The following is a 19,580-nucleotide window of genomic DNA, read 5'->3' on the forward strand; positions in this document are numbered from 1 at the left end:
ACGACTCCATTTCAGTTCAGCCAAATTCGCGCTGCAACGCGTCGCGCACCGCGGCGCCAACGCCGGCCGCCGCCGCAACACGTGCGGCATGCTGCCGCGCGGACGGCTCGCGGCGCCGGGCGGCCCACACGGGTGCCGGAAAATGCGGATCGTCGGCAAAGCGCGGGATCACGTGCCAGTGCTGGTGAGCGACCAAGTTGCCCAGGCTCGCGATGTTGATCTTGTCCGGATTAAACGTCGCGCGCAATGCGCGCTCGACCGCGGCCAGTGCACGTATCAGGTGCTCGCGCTCGTCATTCGACAGGTCGCTGAACTCGGTGACGTGCGCGTTCCACACGAGCCGGCAAAATCCCGGATAGTCCGGCTCGCCCGCCTCGATCACCCGCAGCCACGCGTCGCGCCACCACACGGTGCCCCCCTCCTGCGCGCAGAACACGCACGATGCCGCATCGCGCGACACGGCGTCGGCTGACCCAGGCGTACCGGCGTTCATACGAGCACCCGTTCAATGCCGCCGCTGTTCGCCCGTTGCACGTAATCGGCCATCCAGTTCTCGCCGAGCATATGGCGAGCCATCTCCACGACAATGTAGTCCGCCTCAATGCCGGCGTCCTCGTTATAGCGCGACAGTCCCTGCAGGCATGACGGGCAGCTGGTCAGGATCTTCACGTCGCCGTCGAACGCGGCGCGCGGTGCACCCATGCCGGTGCCGGTCACGGGCCCGGCGGGCACATCGGCCGGCGCGCCGGCGCCGAGCGGCGCTGCTGCAATCGGTATGCCGCGCAATCTGGCCGCCCCCTTGCGGATTTCCTCCTCCTTGCGAAAGCGCACTTGCGTGGACACGTCAGGACGCGTAACCGCGAGCGTGCCCGATTCGCCGCAGCAGCGATCGTTCTTCTCGATCCGGTAGCCCTGCTTCTGGCTGCCGACCAGCTCGTTGACCAGCTTCACCGGGTCCACGGTCTTAATCGGCGTATGGCACGGGTCGTGATACATGTAGCGCACACCGGACACGCCATCCAGCTTAAGACCCTTCTCCAATAGGAATTCATGGATGTCAATGATGCGGCAACCGGGGAATATCTTGTCGAATTCATAGCCGGCGAGTTGGTCGTAGCAGGTTCCGCACGAGACGACGACCGTCTTGATGTCCAGGTAGTTCAACGTGTTCGCGACCCGGTGGAACAGCACACGGTTGTCCGTGACGATCTTCTCGGCCTTGTCGTACTGCCCAGCGCCGCGTTGCGGGTAGCCGCAGCATAGGTATCCCGGCGGCAGCACGGTCTGCACGCCGGCCTCCCACAGCATCGCCTGCGTGGCCAGCCCGACCTGCGAGAACAAACGTTCCGAACCGCAACCGGGGAAATAGAACACCGCCTCCGTGTCCACGGTCGTGGTCTTCGGATTGCGGATGATCGGCACTACCTTGTTGTCCTCGATGTCGAGCAACGCGCGCGCCGTCTTCTTCGGCAGATTGCCCGGCATCTTTTTGTTCACGAAGTGGATCACCTGCTCAACCGCCCTGGGACGGCCGGTGGTCGCCGGCGGGCGCTGCGTCTGCTTGCGTCCGAGCGTCTTGAGCACGTCGCTGGCCAAGCGCTGCGCCTTGTAGCCGATGTCCATCATCACCACGCGCGCGGCATGGATCGTCTTCGGATTAGTCGCGTTCAGGAAGAACATGCCCGCCGCCTGCCCGGGATTGAATTGTTTCTTGCCCATCTTGCGCAGCAGGTTGCGCATGTTCATCGTCACGTCGCCGAAGTCGATCTTGACCGGGCACGGCGTCACGCACTGATGGCATACGGTGCAGTGATCCGCGACGTCATTGAACTCGTCCCAATGCTTGATCGACACGCCACGCCGCGTCTGCTCCTCATACAGGAACGCCTCGACCAGCAGCGACGTCGCTAGGATCTTGTTGCGCGGGCTATACAACAGGTTCGCACGCGGCACGTGCGTCGCGCACACCGGCTTGCATTTGCCGCAACGCAAGCAATCCTTGACCGAATCGGCGATCGAGCCGATATCGGACTGCTGCATGATCAGCGACTCGTAGCCCATCAACCCGAAACTCGGCGTATACGCATTGCGCAAATCCGCGCCATCCAGCAGTTTGCCCTTGTTGAAGCGGCCCTGCGGGTCGATCTTTTGCTTATACGCGCGGAATTCGGCGATCTCCGCGTCGGTTAGGAACTCCAGCTTCGTAATGCCGATGCCGTGTTCACCAGAGATCACGCCGTCCAGTGATCGGGCCAGCGCCATGATCCGCGCCACGGCCGTGTGCGCGTCCTGCAGCATCTCGTAGTTGTCCGAGTTCACCGGGATATTCGTATGCACGTTGCCATCGCCGGCATGCATGTGCAGTGCGACAAACACGCGGCCGCGCAGCACCCGCTTGTGCACCGCCTGCGCCTCGTCCAGGATCGGCTTGAACGCCCCACCGTTAAAGATCTGCCGCAATTCGGCGCGGATCTCCCGCTTCCACGAGATCCGGATCGTGCGGTCCTGCGCGAGATCGAACACGCTCGCGTCGGGCTGCGCATCGAGCCGGTCCGCAAATTTCTCGGCCAACGCCTCGCAGCCCAGCTCGAGCAGCCGCTGACGCGCCTGCGCGAGCGGCGCGTCGAGATTGTCGCGCACATACTGCCAACGAGCGCGGACCTGGTGCAGCAACGCCAGCGCCTGCGCGACACGGTCCTCCAGCAGCTCCGCGCTGGGAATCTCGTTCGCGTCATCGCTCTTGCCCAGCGGCAGATTGCCAGCGGCGAAGAACGCCTCGAGCGCATCCACCAGTTGCAGCTTGTTCTTCAGCGACAGCTCGATGTTGATCCGCTCGATGCCGTCGGTGTACTCGCCCATCCGGTTCAGCGGAATCACAACGTCTTCGTTGATCTTGAACGCGTTGGTATGCTTGGCAATCGCCGCCGTGCGCGAGCGGTCCAGCCAGAAGCGCTTGCGCGCCTCGGCCGAGACTGCGACAAACCCCTCGCCGCTCTTGCCGTTGGCCATGCGCACAACTTCCGATGCCGCCTCGGCGACCCGGTCCGCATCGTCACCGACGATGTCGCCGATCAGCACCATTTTCGGCAATACGTTGCGCTTGGACTTGGTCGCGTAGCCGACGGCGCGCAGATAGCGCTCGTCCAGGTGCTCCAGCCCGGCCAGGATTGCGCCGCCCGCCTTCGCGGTCGCGAACAGGTACGCCTTGATCTCGACGATGCTCGGGATCGCATCACGCGCCTGCCCGAAAAACTCCAGGCAGACGGTGCGCGTATGGGCCGGCATCTTGTGCAACACCCAACGCGCCGACGTGATCAGTCCGTCGCAGCCTTCTTTCTGCACGCCGGGCAGACCCGCGAGGAACTTGTCGGTCACGTCCTTGCCCAGCCCCTCCTTGCGAAAGCGCCGGCCCTCGATGGTCAGCGTCTCGCTGCGCAACAATTTTTCGCCGGGCGCCGCGCTGCCGTCATACCAGCGCAGCTCGAAAGTGGCGCTCGGCACGTCGTGGATCTTGCCCAGGTTATGGCCGACGCGCGTGACCTCGAGCCAGTTGCCATCCGGGTCGACCATCCGCCACCACGCGAGATTGTCCAGCGCGGTCCCCCACAGCACGGCCTTTTTGCCGCCGGCGTTCATCGCGATATTACCGCCGATGCACGATGCGTCGAGCGAGGTCGGATCCACGGCGAACACATACCCGGCCTGCTCGGCGGCCTGCGTGACGCGCCGCGTCACGACGCCAGCGCCGGAGAAGATCGTCGCGACCTTGCCTAACACACCCGGCAGCTCAGTCAACTCAACCGAGCCGAGTTGCTCGAGCTTCTCGGTGTTGATGACTGCGGAAAACGGTGTCAGCGGCACCGCTCCGCCGGTATAGCCTGTGCCACCGCCGCGCGGGATCACCGTCAGGCCCAACTCGAAGCAGGCTTTCACCAGGCCGGCGATTTCCGCTTCGGTGTCCGGCGTTAGCACGACGAACGGATACTCGACGCGCCAATCGGTCGCATCGGTCACGTGCGACACGCGCGAGAGCCCGTCAAAGCGGATGTTGTCCTTTTCGGTCCAGCGTCGCAGCTCGCGCGTCGCACGGCGTCGCAGCGCGGCAATCTGCTCGAATTGCGCCGCGAACGCGTCCACCGCGCCGCGTGCGGCCGTGACCAGCGAGCCGACGCGGGCCGCGCGTCCGTGACCGGCCTCGTCGCCGTGCTCACGCAGATCGGCATGCCGGCGCTTGTCGATCTCGTTGAGCCGATGGCTCAGCGCGTCGATCAGCATCGCGCGGCGCTTCGGGTTGTCCAACAGATCGTCCTGCAGGTACGGATTGCGGCGCACGACCCAGATGTCGCCGAGTACTTCGTACAGCATCCGTGCCGAACGTCCAGTGCGCCGCTCGGCACGCAACTCGTCCAGCGTGCGCCACGCATCGTCGCCAAGCAGGCGAATGACGATCTCACGGTCGGAAAACGACGTGTAATTGTAGGGAATCTCGCGCAAGCGCGGCTCGGTATCCAGCGCGACGGCGGCAGCCGCGCCATGAGGATCGAAGGCTTGAGGTGCGTTCATGTTTTGCAATTCAGTTGGCCGGCGCGTCCAGGCAGTCGCGGGACTTGAGCGCCGACGGCGCGGTAACGCGCTGTTGTCTGCAAGGTCTGGGGCGGAAAGCCTGACGGGCGCCTGTTCTGTCGCCACGAGGTCTTGTGGACCAACATTGACGGTGTGAGGCTTCGCCGGTGTCACCGGCACCGGCAGCGGCACGATCGCGAGCTACGCGCGAGCCGCTCGATAGCCGACGGCGCAGGCCAGTGGCAGCGCGGCTCAACAGTCGAAAAAGCGGTTCGGGTCTGCCAATGCATCGTTCGATCCTGATTCCAGACCCGGATTGTACTGCAACCGCAGGCAGCGCGTTGTCAGTGCGCGCGGCCACGCCGGATACCTCACATCTGACCGAATTGCACGATCAACTCGGGACGACCGCCAAAATACACGGCCGGATCGGTCCCGTACACGTCGTCATGGGAAAACGCGTACGCCCGTGCGTCGATGCCGAACGCGTGCAGCAACTTCGCGTACCAGAAGATCGGCATGCGCGGCGTATCCACGCCATCGCCCGCGCCGTTGTAGAACCGCGCCGGATCAATCCATGACACGCAGCCGTCGTCCAAGTGCATGACGCCGCGACAAATCGACATCGCGATGGCGATCGCCGCCGGATCGCTGGCCCAATGCGCGCCGTCGCCGGCCTGCGCGCCGGCGTTGCCAGCCAGCAGAAATCCCCAGTCGATCGGGCCAACGGACGAATCCGTATTATGAAACAGCGACGGATCGCCATCGGCTGGGGAATAGTCAGGCTGCCCCCAGCGCGCGCTAGGCCGCGGCAGCGTCGGGACGCGGTACGGCACCGTGTACGCCGCATCGGTGAACAGTGACAGCGTCATGCCGTCGGGCGCGACGCGGCCGTAGAATACCCGCTTATCGGCCAGATCCTTGCCGTAGAAGGAAAAGCGGCGATTCGGCCGCCAACACAACTCGTTCACGTAGCGATCCCAGAAGTGCGTGAAGCGCTGCGCCAAGGCCAGCCGCGTGGCATCGTCTCCCCCCCAGTCGGCGAAACGGGCCTGCTTGGGCGATAGTATCCGCGTGAGCCGGCCATCGCTCGCACTCACCCGTAGCGCCTTGAAGATGCTCGAATTGCCGAACGGCTCCGCCGCGTCGGACACAGGAATCGAATCAAATGCGGCAATCATGTCGGCGCGCCGGTGCGGATAACCCACCACGCGCCGCGTCTCAGTGTTCGCGTCGATTGCCGAAATCGTGAAGGGCACGGACCAGAAATCCGCATTGGTCAGTTTGAAGTTCGGGTGGTCAGCAGTATGCAACTCGAACTTGTCGTACAGCACCGGATTGTCCGCGCCATTGGATGGCCCACCCGCGCCGAATGGCGGCATCGCGTCGAACCCGCGTCCGAACGCGAAATACACGCGGCCGCTGGCCAACGGCGGGATGGTCAGCGTCAGTGACTGGCCGCCGTCGCGCCGCAATGCCGACACGCTGAACGTCATCGTCGCACTGTCGAGCCGGAAATCGGCTGCGCTTCCCGTCGGATGAAACGTGCCGCGCACCGGGTCAACATAACCGAATACGTCCGGCGCCCATGGCGCGCAGCCCAGCACGGCAACGAATATCTCGTCGGGCCGAAACGAAAAATGGTCAGGAAACACCAGCAGCACCGTGGTCATCGACCCGGTGCCCGTGTCGTGCGACGCGTCCTTGATGGACACCGGCAAGCGGGCGCTCTCACCGCTGCCCGAGCCGCCACCGCCCAAGCCGCCGATGGGCGTGTTGCCACCGACCAACGCGGTCGTGGCCACACCCACGCCCACCGACGCGGCCAGCGCGCCGAGCTGCACAACGGAACGGCGCTTGCGATCGACGCGGCCGGCTGGACTGGCAACCTGAGTGCCGGCTTTCCGATGCCGTCCTTTTGAGGAGAAAACCATTCGACCCTATGAATTGGTGCATCCGGGGCGGCCACGCCGCCGGATGCGGCTCGCCGCGCCACCCGCATCTTGTAGTGCATTCGGAGCGCGCCATGTCAGCTTATTGCGGCCATGCGTTCGACATTGTCCGTTTGAGCAATGTCTCAGCTAAGCGAGGCCACTTCACGGATCTCCAATCGGCCGTTGCGGCACCAAATGCACGCCTACACACGAACGCGGCGCCGGATGGCGCTATGATTGATCCTTTTCCCGCCGTTTCAGATCCATACCCTTTGCAGATTGCCATGTCCTCGCCCGATTACCTGAAGAAAATCCTGACTGCCCGCGTCTACGACGTGGCGCGGGAAACCGAACTCGAACACGCACGCAACCTGTCGGCTCGAATTCGGAATGCGATTTATCTGAAGCGCGAGGACAATCAGCCGGTCTTCTCGTTTAAGTTGCGCGGCGCATACAACAGGATGGCGCAATTGCCGCGCGACGCGCTGGCGCGCGGCGTGGTGACCGCGTCAGCCGGCAACCATGCACAAGGGGTCGCCTATTCGGCGGCCCGACTCGGCTGCAAGGCGGTCATCGCGATGCCGATCACTGCGCCGCAGGTCAAGATCGATGCGGTGCGCGCGCACGGTGGCCCGACGGTGGAGGTCGTGTTGCACGGCGAATCGTATTCCGATACCTACACGCATGCGCTGCAGATCCAGCAGCAGCACGGGCTGACGTTTGTCCATCCGTTCGACGATCCGGACGTGATCGCGGGCCAGGGCACCGTCGCAATGGAAATCCTGCGCCAGTATCAGGGTCAGATCGACGCGATCTTCGTGCCGATCGGCGGCGGTGGCCTGATCGCCGGCGTCGCGGCATACGTCAAGGCACTTCGCCCGGAGATCAAGATCATCGGCGTACAAACCGACGATTCATGCGCGATGGCGCGCTCGATCGCAAAAGGCGAGCGCGTCACGCTCAGCGAAGTCGGCCTGTTTAGCGATGGCACGGCGGTCAAGCTCGTCGGCGAAGAGACATTTCGGCTCGTGCAGCAATACGTCGACGGTTTCGTGACCGTGGACACCGACGCGCTGTGCGCGGCGATCAAGGACGTTTTTCAGGACACGCGCAGCGTGTTGGAACCGGCCGGCGCGCTGGCCGTGGCCGGCGCCAAGGCCTATGCCGAACGCGAAAAGTCGGAGGGCCGCACGTTTGTTGCGATCACCTCGGGCGCGAACATGAACTTCGACCGGATGCGTTTCGTTGCGGAACACGCCGAGGTGGGTGAAGCACGCGAAGCGGTGTTCGCAGCAACGATCCCTGAGGAGCGCGGCAGCTTCAGGCGCTTCTGCGAGTTGATCGGCGCGCGCAACGTCACCGAGTTCAACTATCGGATCGCCGACGCTGAACAGGCGCACATTTTCGTCGGCCTGCAGATCCAGCGTCGCGACGAGTCGCAGCTGATTGCCCAGACCTTCGAGAAACATGGCTTTGCGATCGTCAATCTAACCAACGACGAGCTATCCAAGCAGCACGTGCGGTACATGGTCGGCGGCCACTCACCGCTGGCCCGCGATGAGCGCCTGTACCGATTCGCGTTCCCGGAACGCCCGGGCGCGCTGATGAAGTTCCTGTCGTCGATGGCGCCCGACTGGAATATCAGTCTGTTCCATTACCGCAATGGCGGCGCGGACTACAGCTCGATCCTGGTGGGCCTGCAAGTGCCGATGGACGAAGAGGCCCAATTCCAGCAGTTCCTGGCGGCGCTGGGGTATCCACATTGGGACGAAACGGCCAACCCAGCGTACAAATTGTTCCTCGCTTAAGTTCGAGCCGCAACATGACACCCGACCAATCCCCTTTGGGCAAGCCGGTAGGCTATGCCCAGCAGTATGACCCAACGCTGTTGTTCCCGATCGAGCGCCGGCAAGGCCGCGACGCGATCGGCGTGCCGGCAGTGCTGCCGTTTTTCGGCACCGATATCTGGAACGCGTACGAGCTTTCCTGGCTAAACGAGCGCGGCAAGCCGCAGATCGCGCTGGCCACGTTCCACGTGCCGGCGGAATCGCCCAACATTATCGAATCCAAATCGTTCAAGTTGTATCTGGGGTCGTTCGCGCAGACACGTATTGCGTCGATCGACACGTTGCGCGAGACCATCCACCGCGACGTCTGCGCATGCGCGGGCGCGAACGTGTCGGTACGGCTCACGCCGCCGGCCGAGTTCGCGACGCTGGCGCTAGATGAGCTTGCGGGAACGTCGCTGGACCGGCTGGATCTGGACACGGATAGCTACACACCCGACCCGTCACTGTTGAGCGCGGACACGAACCAAGCGCCTGTCGATGAAACGGTGTTTTCGAATCTGCTCAAGTCCAATTGCCCGGTGACCGGGCAGCCGGACTGGGGCAGCATCCAAATCCGGTATGTCGGCCCGCCGATCGACCATGCCGGCCTATTGCGCTACATCGTGTCGTACCGCGACCACACTGGGTTTCATGAGCAATGCGTGGAGCGCATCTTCATCGACATCCAACGTGTGTGCAAGCCGATCAAGCTGGCGGTCTATGCACGCTATACGCGACGCGGCGGGCTGGACATCAACCCGTTTCGCACCAATTTCAACCTGCCGTTGCCGGACAATGCGCGAACTGCGCGCCAATAAGCCGTGTGGCCGTGTCCCATCATGATGCATCGCATGTACGCCTATGCAGGCTGTGCATGCTGCGCAAAAAAGTGTACGACATCGAAGCAGTGCCGTTCACGCGAGCAGGTACGCCACAGAAGTTGCGCCGGTCACGCGGGTTGCGCAAACCATGCGGGTCGTGCAAGTCACGGCGCGGTGCCGGCAATGAATACTGTTTAACCGATGGCGCTGAAATCAACAATCTACAAAGCCGAACTGCAGATCGCCGACATGGACCGTCATTACTATGCGGACCATTCACTGACGCTGGCCCGGCATCCGTCCGAAACCGATGAACGGATGATGGTGCGCCTGCTGGCGTTCGCACTGTATGCGCATGAGCGGCTTGAATTCTGCAAGGGACTGTCCGACACCGACGAGCCGGACCTGTGGCAAAAGGATTTGACTGGCGCAGTGCACCGATGGATCGAAGTCGGCCAACCGGACGAGCGGCGCATCGCGAAAGCGAGCGCGCGGGCAGACGACGTGGTCGTGCTCGCATACGCGGGACGCACATCCCGGATCTGGTGGGATGTGATCCAGGGCAAGGTCGCGCGACTGCGCAATGTCACCGTATTAAGCCTTGCCGAGGGCGTCGCACCGGCGCTCGCGACGCTGGCCGAACGCACGATGCGGCTGCAATGCACGGTCCAGGACGGCGACGTATGGCTGGGCAGCGCTGTCCATCAGCCGGTGCAGGTCGAGATGGCGCGCTGGCTGCCCGCCTAGGACACGCAGGTTGCTGCCAGCACCGCAACTATGGGCGTACGTGTAATCGGTGCCCGAAGCGGACCGCGCGATCGTCGCGCTCGGCAAGCGCGACGCGGCGTTCGACGCCGACCTGCCGGTGCCGGCACACCACTACCGGCCGGCCGACGGCACGCGCCAGGTGAGCGCCGAGACGCAACTTGCTGATGGTCAATGACGCGTATGATGTGATCGAGATCATCGAAACGTTCTTTTAGTCATTCGATGGCGGGCACGTCGCCGTGCTCGGCCGGGACCGGCAGCTCGCCATGCGTCACGCAACGCTCGATGTCCTTGAGCGCTTCCTCGAGCGCATGCAATGCATCGTCGGACAGTGCCCCGAGCGCACTTGCAAGAAACGCGTTGCGGCGCGGTAGCCCGCGCTCGACTGCCTGACGCCCTGCGTCCGTCAGCACGACATTGGTTAACCGGTTGTCCCGCTCGTCCGTACTGCGGGCGATCCACCCGAGGCTTTCAAGCTGCTTTAACTGCCGAGTCAACGCGCCCGGATCGATGCTGAGCCGTTCCACAAGCCGCTTTTGCGGCAGGCTCGGTCCGCCGTGCGACTTATCGTCGCGGCCAGCCGCCTGCGCGCCCGGCTCGACAAGCCGCGCGTGGTCGTAGAGTGCCAGCAGGATCCGCCAGCGGGGCAACGGCAAACCGACACGCGATTCGAACGCGGTCATGAATGCACGGTAAGTTCGGCCAAATTGTTGAAATATCGCGATTCGCTCTTGCAGTTCCACGGCCTACTCCGTCATTGTCGGCTCATGCTTGGCGGAGCGCGCCAGCTGGATGGGTGGCACGCGCCGGGCGTGCCACACCGCCCATACTGCGACAAGCGCAGCAAGCGCGACGCCCAGGTGGATCGCCCCCACCAATGCCTCGCGCGCGCCCTCCAGGAGCGCGACACCATCGTGCCCGGCCGCGCCGACCTGCTGAACCAGCTTCTGCTGAGCTTGCCGGTTGATCAGCACTTGTGGATCGCCGAACGCGTCGAACCAGGCGCCGGCGTGGCTGCGCGCAAGCGTATCGCGCACGCCACTCGCATACCAATGGGACACCAATGTTCCGGTCACTGCGGTGCCGAGCATGCCGCCGATCATGCGCAATGACTGCAGCAACGCCGTGACAATCCCCAGATGCTCGCGACTGGCGCTTTGCTGCGCGAATACCGTCAAGTTCGGCGTCACAAAGCCCAGCCCGAGTCCGCCGAGCGCCATGCACACCATCAGCCACGCCTGCGGCATCGCCCGCGTGGACACCGCCACGCCCACACACGACAATGCAAGCAGCGCAAAGCCAACGTGCAGCAGCGCATTGGGATGACGGATCCGCGTCACAATGCGCCCGTTCAGGATGCTGCCCAGCGTAATGCAGACCACCAGCGGCGTGACGACGATGCCCGCATCGCGGGGCGACAGACCGAAACCGCCCTGGAGCATCAACGGTGCATAGAACAGCAGCGAGAACATTGAGAAGCCCACCAACAGCGACAACGCAAATAGCACGGACAAGCTTTGATGCCCGAACATGTCGATGGGCAGCATCGGCTGCGCTACGTGCCGCTCCCACTTCCATAGTCCCACCGCGCACAGCGCGCTGAGCACGAGCAGCGCGCCAGTGCCGCACGTCAAGCCGTGCCTGGGCAACAACTCAACGAATAGTTGCAAGCCACATAGCGACGCCGCGATCAACACCGCGCCAAGCCAATCCAGCCGCATCCGACCCTGGCGCTGCGCCTGCCGCAAATGCGGCAAGCAACGCCAGACAAAGAACAGCGACAATAATCCGATTGGCAGATTCACGTAGAACACCGAGCGCCATCCGCAATACTGCGTTAGGAATCCGCCGAGCGACGGGCCGACCGCATTCGCGATGCCGTACGCCGAACTCATCATCACTTGCCAACGCAACCGGACGTGAGCATCGGGGAACAAATCCGGAATACAGGCGAACGCCGTGCCAACCAGCATGCCACCGCCCACACCCTGCAAGGTGCGCGCGAGCACGAGAAACAGCATGTCGTGCGCGAGCCCGCACAGCGCCGAGGCCGCCGTGAACAGAATGATGGATGCAATGACAAACGGCTTGCGGCCGTAGTAGTCACCCAGCCGCCCGAAAATCGGCACGGTAATCACCGACGCCAACAAGTACACGGTAGCGACCCACGCGTACAGGTCAAAGCCTTTAAGGTCTGCCACGATGGTGGGCAGCGCGGTACCCACCACGGTCTGGTCGAGCGCGACAAGCATCGTCACAAACGAGAGGCCCAGCATCGCAAGCAGCGATTCGCGAAACGGCAGTACCTGCCCGCTCGAATGTTGAGCGGAAGAGTCGAATGGCATCTTTGCGTATACAATAATTGCCTTATCAATTGATTGAAATTATAGCAAGGAAAGCCGCTCTAACGAATTCAGACGGACGGCCACGGCCGTCCTCGAATCGTCTTTTTGTGTTCCGGAGTTCAATGCGATGTCAAATGCGCTCATTGCCCCATCGAATGCGACCATGCGCGATGCCGACCTGAAGGCGTTGCACAGCGCCAGGCAACTGTTGGAGCGCCCCGGCCTAGCGATCAAGCTGACCGGCTTGATCGGCGCGCCGTTCGAGGCATTGCTGTCGCGCCTGCCGGCCGGCGCCAACGATAAAGTGCTCGATGCGACGCATATCGCGCTGCGCCGATGCCTGCGCGCTGCGCTGCACAGCCTTGGCCACCGCGACAGCGCGTTGCCGCTGTCCACCGAATACGATCCGGCGATGGCCGATGCACAGGCACGACCCGCCACGCTCGAGGCGATTGCGGCCCCGCGGCCGCGCAACTGGCTACATAAAGTCGCGGTGGCAACCACGGGTGCGGCCGGCGGCGCATTCGGGCTCGTCGCACTGCCGATCGAGTTGCCCGTCACGACGACCTTGATGTTCCGCTCGATCTGCGACATCGCTCGGAGCGAGGGCGAGGATCTATCCACACTCGACGTGCAACTCGAATGCTTGTCGGTGCTTGCCATGGGCCACACCGCAATTGGGCCAGGCCGCGCAGAGATGGGCTACTTCTTCGTTCGAGGCGCGCTCGCGCAAGCGGTATCGAAGGCCTCCTCCGACGTCGCGGCCAAAGGTTTCGCGCATGGCATGGCTGCTCAGGCGTCCACTGCATTGGCCCGGTTGATCAATGCCGTCGCCGCGCGCTTTTCGGTCCAGGTCGGCGAGCAACTTGCCGCCAAATCCGTGCCGGCGCTGGGCGCGGTGCTTGGCGCGCTGGTCAACGCGGCATTCATCGAGCATTTCCAGAACATGGCCCACGCGCACTTCACGATGCGCCGGCTGGAGCGACGCTATGGGAAGCCGGCGGTGCGGGCCGCGTATGATGCGATCGCGCCGCACGCGCCATGACGGGGGGACAACGCGCGCCGCGTCACGCCGCAACGCGCGTCACGAACTGTGCCGCCTCCCGCAGTGCGCGTCGCCCCTCCGGGAGAAACGGCGCATAGATCTGCCACACATGCGGCATGTCCGGCCATATCCGAAACTGCGTCGACACGCCGGCCATGCGCGCATTGTGCGCGACGCGCACCGCGTCATCGAGCAGCACCTCGGTGCTGCCTACCTGGATGAACAGCGGCGGCAACCCACGCAAATCTGCGTAGACGGGGGAAACCAGCGGATGGTCCGGCGACGCGTCGCCGAGGTACAGCTTCGCCGCGCGGCCGATCACCGGCCCCGCAAACATCGGGTCCTGTCCATGATTGGAGACGATCGACGCACCGGATGCAGCCAGGTCAGTCCATGGCGAGAACAGCACGGCCCCGGCCGGCAGCGGCTCACCCGCATCGCGCAGCGCGACCAGCGTTGCCAGCGCGAGGCCGCCCCCGGCTGAATCGCCGGCGATCACGATGGATCTGGGCGCGTGCCATGCAAGCAACGCGCGGTAAGCCGCGAGCGCGTCGTGCAGCGCGGCCGGAAACGGATGCTCGGGGGCGAGCCGGTAGTCCAACGCGAACAACGCAGCCCGCGCCCGTGCCGCCAGCTCGAAAGTGATCGTGCGATGCGTGCGCGGCGAACAGAAGTAGTAGCCGCCGCCGTGCAAATAGACGATCAGCGGGCGACCGCGGTCCGGCGCCGGCGGCTCAGGCTCGAGCCATTCGCCGGCCAATGGCGCGCACTCGCTGGCATAGCGCTCACGCAGTCGAAATCCAGCCGGCACCCTCGGTGTCCACAGACACTTGTCGGCCCGCGCACGCACGCGGTTCACGCTGATATTCGGCAGTTCGGTATAGGGCCGAAAATACCGGCGCAGCCCCCATGACACGACGACGCGTTGCCAACTCACCGCAGCTCCCTTTACGTGTGGGTTCCATCATAACGGCGTGGCAGTGCCAGCGCGTGGGCAAACGACGTTAGCGCGCGCCCGCAATGCCCGCGGCGACCCGGTGTCAGTTGGTCCGCAGCACCTGTCCGCGAATCTCGCCGCCCGGGTTCTGCGCGGTATGGACGTTGAAGTACCATTTGCCGGCCAGCAATTCGCCCGCCTGGTCGTCGTTCAGCATCGCATGGCCAAGGATCGGGCTGGCCAGCGCATGCTTGTCGACCGGCACCTGGATGCCGGCATTTTGGCCGACCGGTGCGGGCCCGTGGAAGTGCGCGGCACTCGCCGGACCGGACAGGTCAGCGTAGGCGGCAGTCCATTGCAGGACCCGCGACGACGTGTCATACGTCGCGTCGAGCGTGCCGTGTCCCCGGCTCGTCTTCGGCGGCACCTCGCTCGATGGCTGAAGATCGGCCTTGAAAGTCACGGTGTCGGCATATACGAGGCTGGAACCGGCAACGCCCAGCAGGGTGGCAACGGTGGCGAACAGACGGGTCATGGTCATTTTCGTCTCTGGACGGGTTACGCGCTCCTGCTCGGGTCCGCACTGCTCGGACCCGCAGCGCCCCCCATACTAACGGAAATCGCCCCGTGCGGCTGATTAGCACAGCCTTGCGTAGATCTTCTCCATCACGGTGCCCGGCCCGATATCGATCCAGGCATCGCTTGCCGGCTTGTAGACGCCGGCGGGCGACCCATCGCCACGCTTATAGCGGGATTCGAGCAGCCGCCATTGCTTGGCGTGACAGTCCATCTGAGAGCGACCGATCGACACCGCCACCGCGCCGATCGCGCCCGGCGGCTGCGCCGTGTCCCGCCACGTGGTCCGTGTCGAATAGACGAGGTAGCCGCCTGGATTCTTGCGCGCGCTGTCGGCGTCCAACTCGAATGACAGCTCGCGCGCGCTCGACAGGTTTATCCACTGGACCGCTTGAGCCGAGCCGCCCGCTATCCCGATGCCAATTCCGATCCCCATTGCCGCGCTGCATGCAAGTGCGCGCCTCCAGACTCGACGCATTGTTACTCTCCGCAATGACTACAGCCCAGTACCCCAGGCCGGCCCCTGCGCCGGCGCGATATGATCCAACGTACGCAGCATTGACGCCTGTACCGGAACATTAACGGGCGTTACACCGGATACTTGACCCGGCCGCCCGGTTCTGCGCGGGCGCACGCAACCGGCACCTGGGGCGCTCGCTCGCCTTTATCGCCGGGGCGGCTGCTAGATTGTAGCGCTTATAGCGGTGCATGCCGTGATTCTGTTTCACGTGCCCGACAATTGCCTCGATGGCTTGTTAGCGTTTAGATCAGGAGCAGTCCACTGTCGCAACAATCGGTTCAATATAAGCATGCCGCCCAGCAACAGGAGTGCGCCGACGAGCCACACCCAGCCAGTCCATGATGCGTAGGACAATGCGTAGAGTGTAGTGGCCACCAGCGGCCCGATCACGCCTACCAGGCTCAGCACACTGGCCAGCGCGCCTTGTAATTCCCCTTGCTTATCTTGTGCCACGCGCCGCGACAGTAGCGCTTGCAGCGTGGGCAACACGATTCCACCGGTGACCAGCATCGGCATCACGGCAAATACGACCCAGCCGCGGGACGCAAAAGCCATGATTACATACGCCAATCCCTCGATGCCCAGACCCAGCAGGATGGCTCGCTGTTCGCCCAGTCGCGCTGAGGCCGGCTTGACCATCAAGCTCTGCGTGAGTGCGCGCAGTAAGCCAAACACCGCCAGTGACATCCCGATCATGCGCGGGTCCCAGCCAAAACGGTTTTCGTTATAGATCGGCCACAATGAATGCGGTATACGGCCTGCTAACGCTATGATGAAAAATACGGCCAGCAGCGGCAGCACACCAGTATGCCGAATGACACCCTGCAACGCGGCAAAAGGGTGAATCTCTTTCCAGGCTAGCGCGCGGCGGTGCGGGTGATGGGATTCGGGCAGCGCCCGCCAGGCCAGCACAAAAGTCAATGCGCTCAATAGCGCAGCAAAGATAAACGGAGACCGTAACGAAGCCTGGCTTAGCAGGCCTCCCAGCACGGGTCCGGCCACCAGACCCAGGCCGAAGCAGGCGTGCAGGTAACCATAGTGACTGGCGCGTTGCCCACTAGGTGCGATATCGGCAAGATAGGCGGTCGCCACCACCAAGTTAGCACTCGTCATGCCGGCCACCAAGCGGCCGATTATCAACACCCATAGCGAGGGGACGATGGCCATCACGGCATAGTCAATCGTGGCGCCGATTAGCGAGGCCAGCAGCATCGGGCGGCGCCCAAAACGATCACTGAGCGCGCCGAGCATGGATGAACACAGGCACTGCGCCAGCGCGTAGACGGCCAGCAGCATGCCATACTGGCTGGCGACTGACTCGGTGGCGCTCAACTCGTGCAGCAGGCTGGGCAACACAGGAATGACAATGCCGCCGCCGATGGCGGCGAGTGTAACGATCATCAAAATGATGCCAAGAGCCGGGTTCATAAGGAAGTACGGTACGTTGACGGGTTGAATGATGGCGCTCACGACCATCAATGGGCGGCGACGGTGGTGCAATGCACGAGACGCGATAATACAGCGTGAAAGCCTACAGCCTAGTGTTAGATTTAGCGTGGATGGAATACTGATCTGCTTTAGGAATTCTGGACCGACTCGAAAGCGAGTTTTGCGGCAAACTTGACCCTGAAGCAGGGGGTGGTTTGCCATGAAACGCAAGCGTTTTTCGATCGAACATCGCGATCCGTTGCCGCGTCATCGAGATAGTTGCGCGAACATGGGCCTTCACCGATGGCCGGTACGCTGGATCGGCCCGTCACATCTGCTGGACAGGCCCGCATCGGCACGACTGACCGGCAGCACGTCGCCGTGCCCGCCCAGGTGGCTCCACAGCCGGACCATCAGGTCGCGCTCGATGGTACCGTAGGCGGCGATCACCCCGCGGTACACGTGTGCGGAATGTGTAGGATCGAGCCGCTAAAGCAATAGCGGCACCAGGTGCTCGAGTTCGAGCATCCCGGCCTTGACCAACGGCAACGACTCGATCATCGCGCGGGCCGCCGGCTCAGAATCGGCTTCGAGAATTGAGCAGGCCCCGCGCTTGTCGCCGCGATACCAGAGGAGATGCTATGGAAACTAGAACCGTGTTCAAGAACAACAGCACTCAAGCTGTTCGACTGCCCGTTGACGCTCGTTTCAATGAATCAGTGACAGATGATTTTATGCAAGAGCGTGCCTCGCAAAGGCAATCAGAAAGGGAAGCGCTGTAATGCTGAAATACATGCTGGATACGAACATCGCCATCTATGTTATTAAACTCCGTCCCATAGAAATCTTGGATAATTTTAACCGTCATACGGAAATGATGTGTATCAGTACCATAACCTATGCTGAATTGCAGCACGGCATCGAAAAGAGCTCAAGACCAGACCATAATCGCCGACAAGTAGAAGATTTTGTGTCCCGTTTAGAAATTTTGGACTATGGCGCTAAGGCCGCTGCCCATTATGGCGACATTCGTGCAGTGCTTGAACGTGAGGGGCAAATAATCAGTGTAAACGAGCTGCATATTGCAGCGCACGCTAGAAGTGAGGGATTGGTTGTGGTTACCAACAATGTCCGGGAGTTTGGCCGAGTGCCTGGCTTACGTGTCGAGGATTGGGTAGCGCCTGCGAGACTGTAGCCACGTAAAGGCGTCCAAGCCGAACCCGAGCGGCCGAGCGCGGCAATCTTGCGCGCCCACCAGTGCGCGCTGCTGCACTCCCCAAGCGCAACACGCCCCGCCCGGCGAAGGCTGAGAAACGCTATCAGTTACTGTTGACTGAGACGCTAGTTAACAAATTCACCGGTTTGTAGTTTGCATAGGCGAGCGATATCCGTCGGCGTCGTTCCAATCTTGCCCATCGATTCGACTTCACCCCCGTTGATGGCATAGGCGACTGTGATCGATTCCTTATGCACATCCAAACCAACGTATAGCGTGCTATCGTTGTCCACGCTGGCCTCCGTGGGAAAGTTGCCGGGGCGTGGCCCATGCCCACCCATGCGGCTCTGGCAGTCATGCTAACCCGCGTTGAATGCCCCACGCTAGGCCAGCCACTGTCTCACGGAAAGTCATACTGACTTACGAGGTAACCGTTTTTTCATAACTGTGAAGCGCAAGTTCAAAAAACGCCAAACACAAACCGAACCAGCCACCCGGCTTCTGTTTAACAAGCTTGCATGCGTGCTTTAACCGCTTGTCAACGCCATCAGATCCGGCAGGCGCGAACTCACGCTTGCCAGCATGCGCTGCTTGGCCAGAATGTCGTCTAACATCGCGCGCGTGGTCGTCGGGTTCGCGAGGACCACGCGAAATAAGACGATTGCCCTGCCCTGCCACCGCTCGGGACGGTGACGCGCCGACATCAGGCTTGCACCACCCCAGGCTGCGTCGACGTGAAAATGACAGTTGGCCTCGCGCGCCACATCGGCGAGCGCATCGAGCGGATCAATAGCGCCCATCTCGGTAGTTCCCGCCATGCCCACGATCGCCATCGGACAAATATTGCAGCGCTGTAGGTCGCGCACGGCCGCACGCAATGCGTCAATGCGAATTCGGTCCGCTGCATCCACAGGAACCTGGATCAGGTGAAGGCAACCGATCCCAAGCACACCCGCGACCTTGCGCAGCGGATAGTGCCTGCGCTCCGATACAAGGATAGTGAGCCCGTCGTAGCCGTAATGGCGAAGCGCCTGCATGAGCCCGACGCGGTTGACTCCGGCGAAGCCAGCCGGGGGCGCAATAAATTATTGCGGCTCGCCCATAGCGCGGTGAGATTGGCCACTGTGCCGCCCGAGCAGAATCCACCGAGCGCATGATCGCCGCTATGCAGCCATCTTCGATAAAATGCATCGTCCTGACCAAAAACCAGCTTATGCAGCATCCCGATGACCTGACACTCAAGCGCCGTCATCGCAGCAGAGGTTTCTATCTTCACGACATTTTGGTTTAGAGTCGCTAACACAAGTCGTCCACGAAGCGCGAACAGATAACGGCAGCGGCCAAGCAGAGCAAGGCGATATGAATGTCCAGGCGCCGCTCGAAGCGGATGCGCAGCTTACCAAAACCGGCAAACCAGGCGTGCGTGCGCTCGACTACCCAGCGATGCCGTCCGAGCCGCTCACGGTTTTCTACGCCGCGACGGGCGATGCGTGCAGTGATTGCGCGTTGCTTCAGATAGCGTCGGCAGCGGGCAAAGTCGTAGCCCTTGTCCGCATGCAGTGTGCCCGGGCGTTTGCGCGGCGAACCGCTCAAGCCCG

Annotated in this window: 18 protein-coding genes and 2 pseudogenes; 7 read left to right on the top strand and 13 right to left on the bottom strand. The window is 62.8% G+C overall.

Features of this window, described 5'->3' with window-relative positions; genetic code table 11:
- Nucleotides 1-16: 16 nt before the first annotated feature.
- The 3 genes from B0O95_RS04695 to B0O95_RS04705 form a co-directional block, all read right to left on the bottom strand.
- Nucleotides 17-493, bottom strand: a complete 477-nt coding sequence (locus B0O95_RS04695; protein WP_104076837.1) for an HIT family protein — start codon at nt 491-493, stop codon at nt 17-19.
- Nucleotides 490-4,563, bottom strand: coding sequence for a DUF3683 domain-containing protein (locus B0O95_RS04700; RefSeq protein WP_104076838.1), 4,074 nt, complete (start codon nt 4,561-4,563; stop codon nt 490-492). Before B0O95_RS04700 ends, B0O95_RS04695 begins: the two co-directional genes overlap by 4 nt.
- Before the next feature lie 371 nt (nt 4,564-4,934).
- Nucleotides 4,935-6,497 carry a beta-1,3-glucanase family protein gene (locus tag B0O95_RS04705; RefSeq protein ID WP_104076839.1) on the bottom strand — a complete coding sequence of 521 codons (1,563 nt, stop codon included), beginning with the start codon at nt 6,495-6,497 and terminating at the stop codon, nt 4,935-4,937.
- A 284-nt stretch (nt 6,498-6,781) separates the two neighbouring features.
- Between B0O95_RS04705 and ilvA the strand changes: the two genes are divergently transcribed.
- From ilvA to B0O95_RS17125, 4 genes and pseudogenes are all read left to right on the top strand, one after another.
- The gene (gene ilvA / locus B0O95_RS04710) at nt 6,782-8,305 is read left to right on the top strand and encodes a threonine ammonia-lyase, biosynthetic (protein WP_104076886.1); all 1,524 of its coding nucleotides are present in this window, start codon (nt 6,782-6,784) and stop codon (nt 8,303-8,305) included.
- Nucleotides 8,306-8,319: 14 nt separating this feature from the next.
- Nucleotides 8,320-9,144, top strand: coding sequence for an NADPH-dependent 7-cyano-7-deazaguanine reductase QueF (queF, locus tag B0O95_RS04715; RefSeq protein ID WP_104076840.1), 825 nt, complete (start codon nt 8,320-8,322; stop codon nt 9,142-9,144).
- A 204-nt stretch (nt 9,145-9,348) separates the two neighbouring features.
- A complete protein-coding gene (locus tag B0O95_RS04720) occupies nt 9,349-9,894 on the top strand; it encodes a YaeQ family protein (RefSeq protein WP_104076841.1) in 546 nt (181 codons plus the stop codon).
- A gap of 10 nt (nt 9,895-9,904) precedes the next feature.
- Nucleotides 9,905-10,045: pseudogene (locus B0O95_RS17125) on the top strand (amino acid deaminase); the annotation flags it as partial.
- Nucleotides 10,046-10,130: 85 nt separating this feature from the next.
- Here B0O95_RS17125 and B0O95_RS04730 read toward each other — a convergent pair.
- Both B0O95_RS04730 and B0O95_RS04735 read right to left on the bottom strand, forming a co-directional pair.
- Nucleotides 10,131-10,658, bottom strand: coding sequence for a MarR family winged helix-turn-helix transcriptional regulator (locus tag B0O95_RS04730; protein ID WP_104076842.1), 528 nt, complete (start codon nt 10,656-10,658; stop codon nt 10,131-10,133).
- 3 nt (nt 10,659-10,661) lie between these two features.
- Entirely contained in the window at nt 10,662-12,260 is a 1,599-nt protein-coding gene (locus B0O95_RS04735; protein WP_104076843.1) for an MDR family MFS transporter, read from the bottom strand.
- A gap of 127 nt (nt 12,261-12,387) precedes the next feature.
- Between B0O95_RS04735 and B0O95_RS04740 the strand changes: the two genes are divergently transcribed.
- Nucleotides 12,388-13,305, top strand: a complete 918-nt coding sequence (locus B0O95_RS04740) for an EcsC family protein (protein WP_199180428.1) — start codon at nt 12,388-12,390, stop codon at nt 13,303-13,305.
- Nucleotides 13,306-13,327: 22 nt separating this feature from the next.
- Here B0O95_RS04740 and B0O95_RS04745 read toward each other — a convergent pair whose 3' ends face one another.
- The 5 genes from B0O95_RS04745 to B0O95_RS15790 all read right to left on the bottom strand — a co-directional run bounded on the left by B0O95_RS04745 (nt 13,328) and on the right by B0O95_RS15790 (nt 17,228).
- Nucleotides 13,328-14,242, bottom strand: coding sequence for an alpha/beta hydrolase (locus B0O95_RS04745; protein WP_104076844.1), 915 nt, complete (start codon nt 14,240-14,242; stop codon nt 13,328-13,330).
- A gap of 103 nt (nt 14,243-14,345) precedes the next feature.
- Complete coding sequence (locus B0O95_RS04750; RefSeq protein ID WP_233203115.1) at nt 14,346-14,777, bottom strand: CHRD domain-containing protein; 432 nt, start codon at nt 14,775-14,777, stop codon at nt 14,346-14,348.
- Between the two features lie 102 nt (nt 14,778-14,879).
- A complete protein-coding gene (locus B0O95_RS04755; protein WP_104076846.1) occupies nt 14,880-15,254 on the bottom strand; it encodes a surface-adhesin E family protein in 375 nt (124 codons plus the stop codon).
- A 288-nt stretch (nt 15,255-15,542) separates the two neighbouring features.
- Nucleotides 15,543-16,766: a TCR/Tet family MFS transporter gene (locus B0O95_RS04760; protein ID WP_104076888.1), complete on the bottom strand. Its 1,224-nt coding sequence runs from the start codon at nt 16,764-16,766 to the stop codon at nt 15,543-15,545.
- 297 nt (nt 16,767-17,063) lie between these two features.
- The gene (locus B0O95_RS15790) at nt 17,064-17,228 is read right to left on the bottom strand and encodes a hypothetical protein (RefSeq protein ID WP_233203116.1); all 165 of its coding nucleotides are present in this window, start codon (nt 17,226-17,228) and stop codon (nt 17,064-17,066) included.
- Nucleotides 17,229-17,407: 179 nt separating this feature from the next.
- Between B0O95_RS15790 and B0O95_RS16040 the strand changes: the two genes are divergently transcribed.
- Together B0O95_RS16040 and vapC are read left to right on the top strand one after the other, a co-directional pair.
- A complete protein-coding gene (locus B0O95_RS16040) occupies nt 17,408-17,548 on the top strand; it encodes an AbrB/MazE/SpoVT family DNA-binding domain-containing protein (RefSeq protein ID WP_199180429.1) in 141 nt (46 codons plus the stop codon).
- Nucleotides 17,548-17,961, top strand: coding sequence for a type II toxin-antitoxin system tRNA(fMet)-specific endonuclease VapC (gene vapC, locus B0O95_RS04765; RefSeq protein ID WP_104076847.1), 414 nt, complete (start codon nt 17,548-17,550; stop codon nt 17,959-17,961). Before B0O95_RS16040 ends, vapC begins: the two co-directional genes overlap by 1 nt.
- 173 nt (nt 17,962-18,134) lie before the next feature.
- On the opposite strand, the pseudogene B0O95_RS04770 reads toward vapC, so the two are convergent.
- The 3 genes and pseudogenes from B0O95_RS04770 to B0O95_RS04780 form a co-directional block, all read right to left on the bottom strand.
- A pseudogene (locus tag B0O95_RS04770) lies at nt 18,135-18,275 on the bottom strand (IS110 family transposase); the annotation flags it as partial.
- Between the two features lie 234 nt (nt 18,276-18,509).
- A complete protein-coding gene (locus B0O95_RS04775; RefSeq protein ID WP_233203117.1) occupies nt 18,510-19,019 on the bottom strand; it encodes a pyridoxal-dependent decarboxylase in 510 nt (169 codons plus the stop codon).
- Nucleotides 19,020-19,278: 259 nt separating this feature from the next.
- On the bottom strand, nt 19,279-19,580 hold a 302-nt coding region (locus B0O95_RS04780), incomplete at its 5' end, for a transposase (RefSeq protein WP_146063983.1).

It is taken from the genome of Mycetohabitans endofungorum, assembly GCF_002927045.1.
Lineage (GTDB): Bacteria > Pseudomonadota > Gammaproteobacteria > Burkholderiales > Burkholderiaceae > Mycetohabitans > Mycetohabitans endofungorum.

What these genes read in the sequence shown, in the direction of transcription:
- B0O95_RS04750 (WP_233203115.1), bottom strand. Translation starts at nt 14,777, where the DNA reads ATGACCCGTCTGTTCGCCACCGTTGCCACCCTGCTGGGCGTTGCCGGT.
- B0O95_RS04705 (WP_104076839.1), bottom strand. Translation starts at nt 6,497, where the DNA reads ATGGTTTTCTCCTCAAAAGGACGGCATCGGAAAGCCGGCACTCAGGTT.
- B0O95_RS04700 (WP_104076838.1), bottom strand. Translation starts at nt 4,563, where the DNA reads ATGAACGCACCTCAAGCCTTCGATCCTCATGGCGCGGCTGCCGCCGTC.
- B0O95_RS16040 (WP_199180429.1), top strand. Translation starts at nt 17,408, where the DNA reads ATGGAAACTAGAACCGTGTTCAAGAACAACAGCACTCAAGCTGTTCGA.
- B0O95_RS04760 (WP_104076888.1), bottom strand. Translation starts at nt 16,766, where the DNA reads ATGAACCCGGCTCTTGGCATCATTTTGATGATCGTTACACTCGCCGCC.
- B0O95_RS04740 (WP_199180428.1), top strand. Translation starts at nt 12,388, where the DNA reads ATGTCAAATGCGCTCATTGCCCCATCGAATGCGACCATGCGCGATGCC.
- B0O95_RS04695 (WP_104076837.1), bottom strand. Translation starts at nt 493, where the DNA reads ATGAACGCCGGTACGCCTGGGTCAGCCGACGCCGTGTCGCGCGATGCG.
- B0O95_RS04735 (WP_104076843.1), bottom strand. Translation starts at nt 12,260, where the DNA reads ATGCCATTCGACTCTTCCGCTCAACATTCGAGCGGGCAGGTACTGCCG.
- queF (WP_104076840.1), top strand. Translation starts at nt 8,320, where the DNA reads ATGACACCCGACCAATCCCCTTTGGGCAAGCCGGTAGGCTATGCCCAG.
- vapC (WP_104076847.1), top strand. Translation starts at nt 17,548, where the DNA reads ATGCTGAAATACATGCTGGATACGAACATCGCCATCTATGTTATTAAA.
- B0O95_RS04775 (WP_233203117.1), bottom strand. Translation starts at nt 19,019, where the DNA reads ATGCAGGCGCTTCGCCATTACGGCTACGACGGGCTCACTATCCTTGTA.
- B0O95_RS04720 (WP_104076841.1), top strand. Translation starts at nt 9,349, where the DNA reads ATGGCGCTGAAATCAACAATCTACAAAGCCGAACTGCAGATCGCCGAC.
- ilvA (WP_104076886.1), top strand. Translation starts at nt 6,782, where the DNA reads ATGTCCTCGCCCGATTACCTGAAGAAAATCCTGACTGCCCGCGTCTAC.
- B0O95_RS04755 (WP_104076846.1), bottom strand. Translation starts at nt 15,254, where the DNA reads ATGGGGATCGGAATTGGCATCGGGATAGCGGGCGGCTCGGCTCAAGCG.